The 12,499-nt window shown below is 63.4% G+C and carries 13 protein-coding genes and 1 tRNA gene; 5 read left to right on the plus strand and 9 right to left on the minus strand.

Features of this window, described 5'->3' with window-relative positions; translation table 11 throughout:
• Nucleotides 1–4: 4 nt before the first annotated feature.
• The 4 genes from EN845_RS30000 to EN845_RS30015 form a co-directional block, all read right to left on the minus strand.
• Nucleotides 5–706 (minus strand): hypothetical protein, encoded by a 702-nt coding sequence (locus EN845_RS30000; RefSeq protein ID WP_127873306.1) that lies wholly within the window; start codon nt 704–706, stop codon nt 5–7.
• A gap of 72 nt (nt 707–778) precedes the next feature.
• The gene (gene yihA, locus EN845_RS30005; protein ID WP_127278556.1) at nt 779–1,438 is read right to left on the minus strand and encodes a ribosome biogenesis GTP-binding protein YihA/YsxC; all 660 of its coding nucleotides are present in this window, start codon (nt 1,436–1,438) and stop codon (nt 779–781) included.
• A complete protein-coding gene (locus tag EN845_RS30010; protein ID WP_167531531.1) occupies nt 1,435–2,073 on the minus strand; it encodes a CatB-related O-acetyltransferase in 639 nt (212 codons plus the stop codon). Before EN845_RS30010 ends, yihA begins: the two co-directional genes overlap by 4 nt.
• 122 nt (nt 2,074–2,195) lie before the next feature.
• Nucleotides 2,196–2,570, minus strand: coding sequence for a hypothetical protein (locus tag EN845_RS30015; RefSeq protein ID WP_245464381.1), 375 nt, complete (start codon nt 2,568–2,570; stop codon nt 2,196–2,198).
• Between the two features lie 116 nt (nt 2,571–2,686).
• Here EN845_RS30015 and EN845_RS30020 point away from each other — a divergent pair, with 116 nt between their 5' ends.
• Genes EN845_RS30020 through EN845_RS30030 form a run of 3 tightly spaced genes read left to right on the plus strand, consistent with a single transcriptional unit; the run spans nt 2,687 to nt 5,980 of the window.
• Nucleotides 2,687–3,151 (plus strand): MarR family transcriptional regulator, encoded by a 465-nt coding sequence (locus tag EN845_RS30020; RefSeq protein WP_127278555.1) that lies wholly within the window; start codon nt 2,687–2,689, stop codon nt 3,149–3,151.
• Complete coding sequence (locus EN845_RS30025) at nt 3,144–4,436, plus strand: HlyD family secretion protein (RefSeq protein WP_127278554.1); 1,293 nt, start codon at nt 3,144–3,146, stop codon at nt 4,434–4,436. The genes EN845_RS30020 and EN845_RS30025 overlap by 8 nt, the downstream gene beginning before the upstream one ends.
• Complete coding sequence (locus tag EN845_RS30030) at nt 4,433–5,980, plus strand: DHA2 family efflux MFS transporter permease subunit (protein WP_127278553.1); 1,548 nt, start codon at nt 4,433–4,435, stop codon at nt 5,978–5,980. The genes EN845_RS30025 and EN845_RS30030 overlap by 4 nt, the downstream gene beginning before the upstream one ends.
• 197 nt (nt 5,981–6,177) lie before the next feature.
• On the opposite strand, the gene EN845_RS30035 is transcribed toward EN845_RS30030, so the two are convergent.
• The 4 genes from EN845_RS30035 to rpmH all read right to left on the minus strand — a co-directional run bounded on the left by EN845_RS30035 (nt 6,178) and on the right by rpmH (nt 9,247).
• Complete coding sequence (locus EN845_RS30035; RefSeq protein WP_127873307.1) at nt 6,178–6,738, minus strand: fasciclin domain-containing protein; 561 nt, start codon at nt 6,736–6,738, stop codon at nt 6,178–6,180.
• Nucleotides 6,739–6,918: 180 nt separating this feature from the next.
• A complete protein-coding gene (gene yidC, locus EN845_RS30040; RefSeq protein ID WP_127873308.1) occupies nt 6,919–8,730 on the minus strand; it encodes a membrane protein insertase YidC in 1,812 nt (603 codons plus the stop codon).
• 14 nt (nt 8,731–8,744) lie between these two features.
• Entirely contained in the window at nt 8,745–9,098 is a 354-nt protein-coding gene (rnpA, locus tag EN845_RS30045; RefSeq protein WP_127873309.1) for a ribonuclease P protein component, read from the minus strand.
• A gap of 14 nt (nt 9,099–9,112) precedes the next feature.
• Nucleotides 9,113–9,247 carry a 50S ribosomal protein L34 gene (gene rpmH, locus EN845_RS30050; RefSeq protein WP_008833937.1) on the minus strand — a complete coding sequence of 45 codons (135 nt, stop codon included), beginning with the start codon at nt 9,245–9,247 and terminating at the stop codon, nt 9,113–9,115.
• 277 nt (nt 9,248–9,524) lie between these two features.
• Between rpmH and EN845_RS30055 the strand changes: the two genes are divergently transcribed.
• Nucleotides 9,525–11,012: a HAMP domain-containing sensor histidine kinase gene (locus EN845_RS30055; protein WP_127873310.1), complete on the plus strand. Its 1,488-nt coding sequence runs from the start codon at nt 9,525–9,527 to the stop codon at nt 11,010–11,012.
• A gap of 265 nt (nt 11,013–11,277) precedes the next feature.
• Nucleotides 11,278–11,354, plus strand: a tRNA-Arg gene (locus EN845_RS30060).
• 256 nt (nt 11,355–11,610) lie between these two features.
• Here the strand turns inward: EN845_RS30060 and EN845_RS30065 are convergent.
• The gene (locus EN845_RS30065) at nt 11,611–12,450 is read right to left on the minus strand and encodes a DUF3313 domain-containing protein (RefSeq protein ID WP_127873311.1); all 840 of its coding nucleotides are present in this window, start codon (nt 12,448–12,450) and stop codon (nt 11,611–11,613) included.
• Between the last annotated feature and the right edge of the window lie 49 nt (nt 12,451–12,499).

The following is a 12,499-nucleotide window of genomic DNA, read 5'->3' on the forward strand; positions in this document are numbered from 1 at the left end:
AGCTCTAGCGGGCGCGTTTCACGCGAAACTGCTTACGGTAGACGCCGGGTTCGGCAAGAACATCGGCGACGGTTTTTTCATAGGAGGCTTTGCGTGTGACATCGAAGCTTTCGAAAACGAGTTCGGGCGCGGCGCGCGGCACGGGAAAGCATTGCGCGACCGGCGTGCCCTTCGCCAGCACGCCGGAGAAACCCTGGTCGGTCCAAATCGCCGGGAAATTGATGCCGGCGTCCTGGAAGTGATCCGAATCGACGACACCAGTCACCAGGCGGAAAGGAAGATCATCGCGGTTGACCGGATGGGTGGCGAAGAGGGACCAGCCTTCCTCCAACTCGATCGTCCAGAAACTGTTGAATTTTATCGCCGCCAGCCCATTCGACAACGGTGCGCCGGAGAGCTGTTCGGCGACATGGAAGCTGAGCGGCGAACGCGGGTGGCCCTTCGTTGACGGCTCGGCGATGTCCCACCGCCATTCAAAGGCCCCGTTCTCAACTGTCACATCGCATGGCAGCAGGATCATGAAGCCATGTGTCATCGCATCAACGAAGGGCGGACACTGTTTTACTGTCCTGATCTCTCGCCCATGGATTTCCGAATAGGCTTTCGGAGGCATCTTGCGGAGCCAGTCAGGCAGCACGCCACGCGCGGGAACCGGCCGGGGGAGCATTTCGGCAAGCGCGGGATCACAACGAAAAACGATACGCATCCGGTTGCCCTCGAACGGCACTGCGATGTTGACGGATTGCCAGGGCGCGGTCAACGTATGCGCGCACGACGACTAGCCGCCATTCGCCGCGAGCACGATGGCGGCCTGCAATTCCTCCAGGCCTTCGCCCTTTTCCGATGATGTCGCCAGCACGAACGGGAACGCCGCCGGACGCTTCTTGATCTTTTGCAGCGTCTCCTCGATCAGCCGCGGCACGCCGGCGGCCTTGATCTTGTCGGTCTTGGTCAGCACGATCTGGTAGGATACCGCCGCCTTGTCGAGCAGCGACAGCACCTCGTCGTCCTTGGCCTTGATGCCGTGGCGGGCATCGATCAGCACATAGACCCGCTTCAGCGTGACGCGGCCCTTGAGATAGTCGAAGACCAGCTTGGTCCACTCGTCGACTTTCTCCTTGGGCGCGGTGGCGTAGCCGTAGCCCGGCATGTCGACCAGCGCCATCGGCGGCAGGTCGGTGCCCTCGCCTGAAAATCCGTCCGGCACGAAATAGTTGAGTTCCTGCGTGCGCCCCGGCGTGTTGGAGGTGCGCGCCAGCCCCTTCTGGTTGACCAGGGCGTTGATCAGCGACGACTTGCCGACATTGGAGCGGCCGGCAAAGGCTATCTCCGGCGGCCCTTCCGGCGGCAGGAACTTCATGGCCGGCACGCCGCGGATGAAGATCCATCCGCGCGTGAACAGGTCGGTTTGGATCGCGGTGCTGTTGGGAACGTTCAAGCTGCTGCCTCCAGTAGAGAGATATCGGCGCTCCTGATGGCGTCGAGATTGCGGCCGATCTTGTCCACCGGCCAGTCCCACCATGCCACCGCCAGCAGCCGTCGGATCGTCCTGTCGTCGAAACGCATCTTCACCACTTTCGCGGCGTTGCCGGCAACGATCGCATAGGGCGGCACATCGTGCGTCACCACCGATTTGGCGGCGATGATGGCGCCATGGCCGATTTCCACGCCGGGCAGGATCACGGCCTCCATGCCGATCCAGACATCGTTGCCGACCATCGTGTCGCCGCGCAGTTCCTTCGACCATGTCTGGGGGTCGAAACCCTTTTCCCAGCCATGGCCGAAAATGTTGAACGGATAGGTCGAGAAGCCGGACATGGCGTGATTGGCGCCGTTCATGATGAAGCGCGCGCCCTCGGCGATAGCGCAGAACTTGCCGATGATGAGCTTGTCGCCGATGAAGGGATAGTGATGCAGCACGCATTTTTCGGCGAATTTGTCCGGCCCGTCCGGGTCGTCATAATAGGTGAAGTCGCCGATCTCGATGTTCGGCTCTGTCACCAGAGGCTTCAGGAAGCCGACGCGCGTGTGCATCGGGATCGGGTGCTTGATGCCGGGGTTGGGTCCGTCCATGTCGAAGTCCGTCCAGGAAGTGATAGCCACGCGGATCCGCAATCCGCGCGCCTGGTCAAAATAACGTGATCCGCCCTATAGCACCAATCGGCTGACGAGCGAGCCTTCCTTGCCTGCCACGCTCATTTGTTGCCGCGGCAGATCACGATCGGGTTGGACAGCGCGCTGTCGAAACCACTGCCCTGATAGACCTGAACGTTCGACGCTCCGGGCGGCAGCATGAAGCTGCCTTCGACGACCTTCTGATCTCCCGCCATCGTGTGAAGATCCCAACTAAACGTGCAGAACTGTGGCGGTGCCTTGGGTTCGACATGGCTGCAGTTGAGCTGCGCGCCGCCCAGCATGGCGGCGCCGCCGCAGCTGACCGCATCCTTCGCGGCAGCGGCGCCGGGGCACCCAACGAGAGCCGTGAGAGCCGCGATCCTGATCCAATCCATCGCCAAAATCCTTGCCGGCAAATCCACATCGCCACGCGGCTTTTGCATGCCGTGGCCCATGCGTTTTTTCTTCCCCGGGGCTTAATCGGTCTTGCGCGGGGCGTCCAGCAGGATTATGTGCATGATGATAATAAGCATGCTCACGAAAAGTTGCCACCCGACCCCGACCTCCTCCCATGCCCTCTTCCCGCAATATCAGCTTCGTGCTGCACGACGTCGCGCGCCTGCTTCGCAAGCGGTTCGAGCAGCGGTCACGCGCATCGGGGCTGACCCGCGCCCAATGGCAGGTGCTGGCCTTCCTTTCGCTGCATGAAGGCATCCACCAGAACAAGCTCGCCGACCTCATCGAGATCGTGCCGATCACGCTCGCCCGGCTGCTCGACAAGATGGAGGCGCGCGGCTTCATCGAGCGCCGGCCCGATCCCGTCGACCGCAGGGCATGGCTGCTTTACCTGACACCGCGGGCCCGTCCGCTGCTCGAGATCATGCGCGGCAACGGCCAGAAAACACGAGACGAGGCCTTCGCTGGCCTTTCGTCCGAAACACAGCAGCATCTGCTGCAAACGCTAAGCTTGATCAAATCCAATCTGCTCGCGGCTTGCACCCAGCCAGCCGTCGACCGGGAGAAAGTACATGGCTGAATCGACATCCCCCAAGAAGCCTGCCGGAGACGAAACACCGGCGGGTCGGACCGACCAGATTATCCAGCTCGACAGTGAGCGCGAACAGCGGCGGGCCAGCGCCGTCATCGAAAATGACGAACTGGAAGCGCCCGTCGCCCTGGAGCCGGCGGCGCTGGAGGCTCCGGCCAAGGAGCCGCCGCCACGGCAGGCCCCTGCCGCCGTCGCCCCTCCTGTTCCGGTCAAACCGAAGCGCAGCCTGGCGCGGCCCGTCCTTTTTGCCCTGCTTCCCGTCGCGCTTGTCTTCGGCGGCTATTATTATGTCACCGGCGGTCAGCTGATGACGACCGACAATGCCTATATCCAGGCTCAGTCGCTCGGCGTCTCCACCGACGTCTCCGGCACGGTGCAGGAGATCGACGTGCATGAGAACCAGGCGGTCAAGAAGGGCGACGTGCTGTTTCGCCTGCGGCCGGCCTCCTTCGAGACCGCTCTCGCCGCCGCCCAGGCCCAGCTCGGAACCGTCCGCAACCAGGTGCTGACCCTGGAGGCGAGCTACCAGCAGTCGCTGTCGCAGATCGAGCAGGCGCAGGCCGACATTCCCTATTACGAAGCCGCCTTTCAGCGGCAGCAGGATCTGCTCAAGACCTCCACCGCCTCGAAGGCGTCTTTCGACAGCGCCCAGCACGATCTCGTCGCCGCGCGCCAGAAAGTGTCCGTCGCCAAGGCGCAGGCGCAGGCCACGCTCGCCCAGCTTGGCGGCGACGCCAACCAGCCGGTGGAGAAGAACCCCTTCTACCTCCAGGCCCAGTCGGGCGTCGACGACGCGCAGCGCAACCTCGCCGATTCCGTTGTCAAGGCACCGTTCGACGGCATCGTCACCAATGTCGACGCGCTGCAGGTCGGCAAGTACCTGCCGGCTTCGCAGCCGGCGTTCAGCCTGGTCTCGTCGACCGATCTGTGGATCGCGGCGGAACCGAAGGAAACCGAGCTGACCTATGTGCGTCCCGGGCAGACGGCGACGATCAGCGTCGACACCTATCCCGGTGCCGTCTGGCACGGCAAAGTTGCCTCGATCAGTCCCGCCTCGTCGTCGAGCTTCTCGCTGCTGCCGGCGCAGAACACCACCGGCAACTGGGTCAAGGTCGTGCAGCGCATCCCGATGCGCGTCACCATCGCTGACATCGACGGCAAACCACCGCTGCGCGGCGGCATGAGCGCCGTGGTCGACGTCGACACGGGCCATGCACGCGGCCTGCCGGACTTCGTCACCAATCTCATCGGCCTGTTCGGACAAAAGTCATGACCAGCGCGTCCGCGACAGGTGCCACGCCGGTGGTCGCCAATCGCGGCGCCATCACCGCCTGCGTGATCCTGGCCGTCATCATGCAGGCGCTGGACACGACCATCGCCAATGTCGCGCTGCCCTATATCCAGGGCAGCGTCTCGGCCAGCGCCGACCAGATCAACTGGGTGCTGACCTCCTACATCGTGGCGGCGGCGGTGATGACGCCGCCTTCCGGCTACCTTGCCAACCGCTTCGGCCGCAAGCGCATCCTGTTGACCTCGATCACCGGCTTCGTCGTCGCCTCGGTGCTGTGCGGTTTCGCGCAGTCGCTGCCGCAGATCGTCGGCTTCCGCCTGCTGCAGGGCCTGTTCGGCGCGGCGCTGGTGCCGCTGTCGCAGAGCATCCTGCTCGATATCTACAGTGTGGAAGAGCGCGGCTCCGCCATGGCGCTGTTCGGCGTCTCGGTGATGGTCGGGCCGGTGCTGGGGCCTGTCATCGGCGGCTGGCTGACCGAGAATGTCAGCTGGCGCTGGGTGTTCTACATCAACGTGCCGATCGGCGCGCTGGCCTTCGCCGGCGTGTCGCTGTACGTCCTGGAAACCAAGCTGGATTTCAAGGCGAGGCTGGATTGGCTGGGTTTCGGCATGCTCAGCATCACCATCGCCGCCTTGCAGATGTTTCTCGATCGCGGCGAGCAGCTCAACTGGTTCTCGTCATCCGAGATTATCGTCGAGGCGCTGATCTGCGCGTCGGCCTTCTACATCTTCCTCGTCCACACCTTCACCGCCCGCAACACCTTCGTCAATCCGAGGCTGTTCCTCGACCGGAATTTCGCCGTCGGCATGATCTTCATCTTCATCATCGGCATCACCTATCTCGCCTCGCTGGCGCTGATGACGCCTTACCTGCAGACGCTGATGGGCTATCCCGTGGTGACGGCCGGCATCGTCATGGGGCCGCGCGGGCTTGGCACGATGGCCTGCATGTTCCTGGTCGGCAGGCTGATCGGCAAGGTCGACACGCGCTGGCTGCTGCTCATCGGCCTGCTGATCACCGCCTGGGCGATGTACGACATGACCGGCTGGACGCCTGACGTTTCGCAGTGGACCATCATCTCCACCGGCTTCATCCAAGGTGCGGGCTTGGGCTTCCTGTTCGTGCCGCTGACCACCATCACCTTCGCCACGCTGGCGCCGGAGCGGCGCGCGGAAGGCACCGGCCTCTACAATCTGTCGCGCAACATCGGCTCCAGCGTCGGAATATCGGTGGTCACCGCGCTTCTGACGCAGAATGTGCAGATCAACCACGCCAACATTGCCACCTATGTGACGCCCTTCAACCAGGCGTTCAGCGATCCGGCGATCTTCCAGGCGATGAACCCTTATACCGCCGCCGGCCGCGCCGCGCTCGACGGCGTGGTGACGCTGCAGGCGACTGTTATCAGCTACATGAATGACTTCAAGCTGATGATGATCCTGTCGCTGGCGGCGATCCCGCTGTTGCTCCTGCTGCGCAAGCCGGGGACGCCGGCCAAGGTCGACCACAGCGCCGTCATGGAGTGATGTGGCGGAAGCGGTCGGGCTTCGAACGCCGAGGCAAAGCGCTCTCACCAAAAGAAACCGGGGCCCTGTGAGGGACGACAGGACCCCGGCCTCGCCGATACGGCTTCGCAAGAAACATGGCACCTCGTCATGAGGCGGGGATGGCGGACCGGGAAAGCCCCAACGATCCGCCGACGCCCCCTTTTCGCCGGAAGCCGCTACTTCGGCAACAGAACCTTGTTGACGACGTGAATGACGCCGTTCGACTGGTTGACGTCGGCGATCGTCACCTTCGACTCGCCGCCGGACTCGTCCATGATGTAGAGCTTGCCCTTCTTGACTTCGGCGGTGAGCGTGTCGCCCGAGACGGTCTTCATCTCGTATTTGCCGCCCATCGCCTTGGCCTTCTTCATCATATCGGCGCCCGAAATCTTGCCGGCCACGACATGCGCGGTCAGCACCTTGGTGAGCTTGTCCTTGTTTTCGGGCTTCAGCAGCGTGTCGACCGTGCCGGCCGGCAGCGCCGCGAAGGCTTCGTTGGTCGGGGCAAACACGGTGAACGGGCCGGCGCCCTGCAGCGTCTCGACCAGGCCGGCGGCCTTGACGGCGGCGACCAGCGTCGTGTGGTCCTTCGACTTGACCGCGTTCTCGACGATGGTCTTGGTGGCGTACATCGGCGCGCCGCCGACCATGGGGTCCTTGGCATAGGCTGGAGCGGCGATTGCCGCGCTGACGACAAGTGCGGAAAGGGCGATGGTCTTGAGTGACGGCAAGCGCATGTGGTCTTCCTCCGGTGAGGGCTGATCGGAATTGATAGCCTTTGGAAATGCACACGCAGTCACGCCCCGCGAGCGGCTTCAGTTTCGCCGATCACGGGAACGTGAACAGAGGCTTGCCTGAACGAAAAAAGCGCCGGACGAGCCGGCGCTTTTGACATTGGGTTGTGTTCTCGAAGCCGGCTATTCCGCCGGCGAAGGTTTCTTGCGGAACAGCGCCACCAGATTGTCCCAGAGCTCGATCTTGGCGCCCTGGCGCTTCATGATCACGCCCTGCTGCAGGATCGACAGCGTGTTGTTCCAGGCCCAGTAAATGACCAGACCCGCCGGGAACCCGGCCATCATGAAGGTGAAGATGACGGGCATCCAGGTGAAGATCGCGGCCTGCGTCGGATCCGGCGGCGTCGGGTTCATGCGCATCTGCAGGAACATGGTGACGCCCATGATCAGCGGCCAGACGCCGATCATCAGCATGTGCGGCAGGGTGACCGGAACGAGGCCGAACAGGTTGAACAGCGAGGTCGGATCGGGCGCCGCCAGATCCTGGATCCAGCCGAAGAACGGCGCGTGCCGCATCTCGATGGTGATGTAGAGCACCTTGTAGAGCGAGAAGAAGACCGGGATCTGCAGCGCTACCGGCCAGCAGCCGGCGAGCGGATTGATCTTCTCGGTCTTGTACAGCTCCATCATCGCCTGCTGCTGCTTCATCTTGTCGTCCGCGTATTTCTCGCGGATCTCGAGCATCTTCGGCTGCACCTTCTTCATGTTCGCCATCGACGCGTAGGACTTGTTGGCGAGCGGGAAGAAGATGGCCTTGACGATGACGGTGGTGGCCAGGATCGCCAGGCCGAAATTGCCGAGGAATTTGTAGAGCGTGTCGATCAGCCAGAACATCGGCTTGGTGATGAAGTGGAACCAGCCCCAGTCGATCAAGAGGTCGAACCGCTTGATGTGGCGTTCTTCGGCATAGGCGTTGATCTTGGCGACTTCCTTGGCGCCGGCGAAGACCTCGGTCTCGACGGTCGCCGACTGGCCGGCCTCGACATTGATCGGGTCGGTCAGGAAGTCGGACTGGTAGCGGTGGCGGCCATCCTCGAAATAGGCATAGCGCGGCTGGAACGGCTGCTTCTCGGTCGGCACCAGCGTGACGGCCCAATATTTGTCGGTGATGCCGAGCCAGCCGTCGGTCGACTTGCCGGGCTGGTACTGCTTGTCCTTCTCGACCGACGCGTATTTGTGTTCCTGCAGGCCTTCCGTGCCGGTGAAGCCGATCAGGCCTTCATGCAGCACATAGGTGCTGGCGACGGCCGGCTTGTCGTAGCGCGTGACGCGGCCGTAGTTGAACAGCGAAACCGCGCTCGATCCGGCATTCTGCACCGTGTCCGACACCGTGAACATGTAATTGCCGTCGACGGAGAAGGTGCGCTTGAAGGTCAGGCCCTTGTCGTTGGTGTAGGTGAGCGTCACCGGCGTCGACGGGGTCAGCGTCGGATTGCCGTCCACGCTCCACACCGTTTCGGCGCCCGGCACCGCACCGGTCTTGTCGTTGCCGACAAAGCCGATCTCGGCGAAATAGCCGGTGGGCAGCGCTTGCGGGTTGAGCAGTTCGATCTCGGGCGAATTCTTGTCGACGGTCTCGGTGTAGTGCTTGAGCTTGAGGTCGTCGAGGCGCGCGCCGGTCAAATTGATCGAGCCCTCGACGCTCGGCGTATCGATCTTGACGCGCTTCGAAGTCGCCAGTGCCTGGTCGCGGCCGGCCGCAGTGACGACGTCGCCGCCCGGCGCGTTGGGAATGGCGCCGGGAGCCGGGGCGGGCGTTGCCGCACCCGGGTTGGCCGCCTCGGCCGCTTTCTTCTGCTCTTCCACGCGCTGCTGCTCGATGCGAGCCGCCTCGCGTTGCTGCTCGCTGCGCGGCAGGACATAAAAATACTGCCACAGCGCCAGGATCAGCACCGACAGGGCGATGGTGATGAAGAAGTTCCGGTTGTTTTCCATCGAGAGCCCTTGGCCTATCGTGTTCCGCGAATCCGGCGGGAGAGTTCGGCCTTCAACTGGCCGAAGGGGGCGCGCAGCGCATCATCGCGCCCGACGATGACATAATCATTGCCGGGCACCATGTCATCTGCGGCATGGACGCGGACGGCCTCTTTCAGCCGCCGCCTGACGCGGTTGCGCACAACAGCGTTGCCGACCTTCTTGGTGACGGTGTAGCCGACGCGCGGCATCCCGCCGTCGCCGCGGTCGAGGACCTCGACGAGGAAAAACCGTCCGCGTCGCTTTTCACCACGACGGACGGCCAGGAATTCCGCGCGTTTCAGAAGCCGCTTGGGATTTTGCCCCACTGGCTTGCCGGTTGCGGGCAACGATCTCGTCTCGCTTAGGCGCTGAGCCGCTTGCGGCCGCGGTTGCGGCGAGCTGCGACGACCCCACGGCCACCCTTGGTGGCCATGCGAGCACGGAAGCCGTGCCGGCGTTTGCGGACGAGTTTGGACGGTTGGTAGGTACGCTTCATTTGTTTTAATACCGCGGGGTGCGGCCCTTCTTGATTCTGTCACTTTGTAACAGGAGCTTTGCCGGGCCGGTTTTGGCGCGATCGAAACCGCGCCGGGACGAATGGCCCGAGCGTGAGCGGGCTTATAGAAAGAAGGGTTTTGGAAGTCAATCCGGCGTCGGCGCGCTAAAGACGCACCTCTTTTGGAGCATCTATTTTTCCGACCAAGGGAGAAATTGGCAAAAAAGCCGTAATCGCCTAATCTTGGCTGATCAAGTGATTGTGAAGATCGAGTCGCATGAGCGAAGCCAGCCAAGCAGGGGAAGGGACCGGAACGGCATCAGCCGCCGTCCGCACGGTACCCCTGTCGCGCGGTTTGTCGACGAAGCTGCTGCTGCTCACCATCGTTTTCGTGCTGCTGGCCGAAGTGCTGATCTTCCTGCCCTGGATCGCCAGCTATAGGTTGAGCTGGCTCAAGGAGAGGCTGAGCACGGCCGCCGCCGTGTCGATCGTGCTGGTGCAGGGCGAGTCGACCTCGCTGTCGCGCACGGCCCAGAACGACGTGCTGATGGCCATCGGCGCCAAGGCGATCGCGGTGCGCGACGGCGGTGTCTCGCGGCTTCTGGTGGTGGCCGACATGCCGCCACAGGTCGACGAACACATCGATCTCGCCAGCGTCGGCATGGTCAAGGGCATGACCGGCGCGCTGGACACGCTGTTTTTCGGCGGCGACAGGATGCTGCGGGTTTTTGGACCGGTCGGCGACAGCGACAAGGAGTTCGAGCTGATCATGCCGGACTACTCCCTGCGCAAGGCCATGCTCATCTATTCGCGCAACGTCGCCTTCGTCTCGCTCCTGATCTCGCTGTTCACGGCCATGCTGGTTTATGCCGCGATCGACCTGATCATGATCGGCCCGATCCGCACCATGACGCGTTCGATGCTGTCCTTTTCCCAGGCCCCTGACGATCCTGGGCGGATCATTCACCCCGCCGATCGCGCCGACGAGATCGGCGTGGCCGAACGCGAACTGTCGCAGATGCAGGAGCGGCTGCAAAAGATGCTGGCCGAGCAGAAGCATCTGGCCGACCTCGGCCTCGCCGTATCGAAGATCAATCACGATATGCGCAACATTCTGGCCTCGGCCCAGCTGCTGTCGGACCGCCTGCGCCAGGTCAAGGATCCGACCGTGCAGGCCTTCGCGCCGAAACTGGTGCGCGCGCTCGACCGCGCCGTCGCCTATTCGGAGGGCGTGCTCCATTACGGCCGCACGCAGGAGCCGCCGCCCTCGCGCCGCAGGGTGCGGCTGCGCCAGCTTGTCGAGGACGTGCACGGCCTGCTGGCGATCGAGGAGGGCATCGAGTTCATCAACGCCGTCGAGACGGCGTTCGAGGTGGACGCCGATTCCGACCAGTTGTTCCGGGTGCTCACCAATCTTTGCCGTAACGCGGTGCAGGCGATGGCGGCCGATACCGAAAGCGCCGTGGTGCGCCGGCTGGCGGTCTCGGCCGAGCGCATGGGCAGTGTCAGCCGCATCGCCGTCACCGACACCGGCCCCGGCCTGCCGCCGAAGGCGCGCGAAAACCTGTTCGCGGCCTTCCGCGGCTCCGCGCGCAGCGGCGGCACCGGTCTTGGCTTGGCCATCGCGCATGAACTGATCCGCGCGCATGGCGGCACTGTGGAATTGGTCGAGTCGATTGGCGGGCGCACGACATTCGCCGTCACCATCCCCGACCAGCCGGTGCGCCTCGACCAGGCCCGTGGCAGCCTGCGCCGCCCGGCCTGACGGCGTCCGGCCGTTTGCTGAGGATTACTCGCCTTCCGGACCCGCCTCTTCCCTGACCTTGCCCGATTGTCCGCCGTCTGGATTCAGGCTGATCCCACGGCTCGAAGTGCCGGGATCGGCGCCGGCATCGCTGGATGACAGGCTTGCGACAAAACTTTTGCCGGATCGGCTTGCTTTTCGCAAATTCAGTCGTTAGGGAACTGCACACATTCGCGGCCGGTCTTTCGGATCGGATCGCGGGGCCGTCGAAAACATGGCCTGATGCGCGCCCGTAGCTCAGCTGGATAGAGCACCAGACTACGAATCTGGGGGTCAGGAGTTCGAATCTCTTCGGGCGCGCCATTTCGGTACAGAACTATGAACGCCGACGCGGCCGATTCTTCGCTGGAAGCGGAAACGAGGGTTCGCGGCAGTTCCGATCTCGATCCCATGATCCATGATTGCGACCGCCACCGCTGTCAATCTTGGACGTGCTTCTTCTAACTCTTTGTTTTTACGCAATTCCGGACGGAAAGCCGTTACACGCTTTTCCTGGAACGGCTCTAGATTGCTCGAAGTGCGGCAGAGCGCCGCTTCTCGCGACAAATATCCGCTATCGCTAGCGGGAGACCGCGGCGCCCTTGTCGGTCCAGGTGGGCGGCAGGCCGAAGCGGGCGGCGACCATTCCCGGAATGCCGGGAGCCGATCCGAACGCCTTGCAGGCATCGTATTTCGGATCACCGCCGAGCGAGGCCCGGAGTCTTTGCATCGATGGTATCGCCGGCATTCCCTTGAACGGGTCCTTGCCCTTGAGCAGCATGCGGCTGAAGTCAGCGGCGAAGGCCGAAGAGAGGGAATACGCATCCCCCACCGTGGACACCCGAGCCTTGGTCGTGATTATGTTTGCACCGCGCGACCAGAGCATGGCTGCCTTCTGGGAACTGTCCTTGTCGACGGCCTCGGCCTCGATGGCCAGGCCGCCGAGGCCGATCGGAAGCCGGGGGACTGGAACGCCGAGCCCCGCCACCGAGGCGCCGAGCGACGCAACGACGGAACCCGCCGCCGCCGTACGATTGGTCGCAACGATGTCGGTGACGGTAGCGTGGACGATGAGGTCCGCCGGCAGGCTCGGGGCCACGACCTGGAAGCGGTCGCTAAGGTCGGTGCAGAGCGCCCGGTCGACCGCGTTGGCGACGAGCGCCAGGTCTTTGGGATCGAAGCCACTGCTGCCGATCTGCGTCGCGGTCGGTACAATGCGCACGGTCTGTGCGGCGAGCAACGGCGCCGGATCCACACGCAATCTCGCTTTTGCGAGGATGCCCGTGGATGGGCTCATTCCGGCGTAGGAACTGAGGGACGTGCCCTGGGGCAAGGGCACACTCGTGCACGCGGACAACCACAGGGCCGCGCAGAGCGCTGCTCGCGGCCGCATTTCAAGTCGTCGAAGCTTCAGGATCATTGTCAAATCGTCTGAACCGGCATCATGGGTTCAGCTCTAGCGGCCCCAG

Origin of the sequence: Mesorhizobium sp. M8A.F.Ca.ET.202.01.1.1, assembly GCF_004791595.1 — a bacterium.
In the GTDB taxonomy this organism is placed as follows: domain Bacteria; phylum Pseudomonadota; class Alphaproteobacteria; order Rhizobiales; family Rhizobiaceae; genus Mesorhizobium.

What these genes read in the sequence shown, in the direction of transcription:
- EN845_RS30000 (WP_127873306.1), bottom strand. Translation starts at nt 706, where the DNA reads ATGCGTATCGTTTTTCGTTGTGATCCCGCGCTTGCCGAAATGCTCCCC.
- EN845_RS30010 (WP_167531531.1), bottom strand. Translation starts at nt 2,073, where the DNA reads ATGGACGGACCCAACCCCGGCATCAAGCACCCGATCCCGATGCACACG.
- EN845_RS30015 (WP_245464381.1), bottom strand. Translation starts at nt 2,570, where the DNA reads ATGGGCCACGGCATGCAAAAGCCGCGTGGCGATGTGGATTTGCCGGCA.
- EN845_RS30020 (WP_127278555.1), top strand. Translation starts at nt 2,687, where the DNA reads ATGCCCTCTTCCCGCAATATCAGCTTCGTGCTGCACGACGTCGCGCGC.
- EN845_RS30025 (WP_127278554.1), top strand. Translation starts at nt 3,144, where the DNA reads ATGGCTGAATCGACATCCCCCAAGAAGCCTGCCGGAGACGAAACACCG.
- EN845_RS30030 (WP_127278553.1), top strand. Translation starts at nt 4,433, where the DNA reads ATGACCAGCGCGTCCGCGACAGGTGCCACGCCGGTGGTCGCCAATCGC.
- EN845_RS30035 (WP_127873307.1), bottom strand. Translation starts at nt 6,738, where the DNA reads ATGCGCTTGCCGTCACTCAAGACCATCGCCCTTTCCGCACTTGTCGTC.
- yidC (WP_127873308.1), bottom strand. Translation starts at nt 8,730, where the DNA reads ATGGAAAACAACCGGAACTTCTTCATCACCATCGCCCTGTCGGTGCTG.
- rpmH (WP_008833937.1), bottom strand. Translation starts at nt 9,247, where the DNA reads ATGAAGCGTACCTACCAACCGTCCAAACTCGTCCGCAAACGCCGGCAC.
- EN845_RS30055 (WP_127873310.1), top strand. Translation starts at nt 9,525, where the DNA reads ATGAGCGAAGCCAGCCAAGCAGGGGAAGGGACCGGAACGGCATCAGCC.
- EN845_RS30065 (WP_127873311.1), bottom strand. Translation starts at nt 12,450, where the DNA reads ATGATCCTGAAGCTTCGACGACTTGAAATGCGGCCGCGAGCAGCGCTC.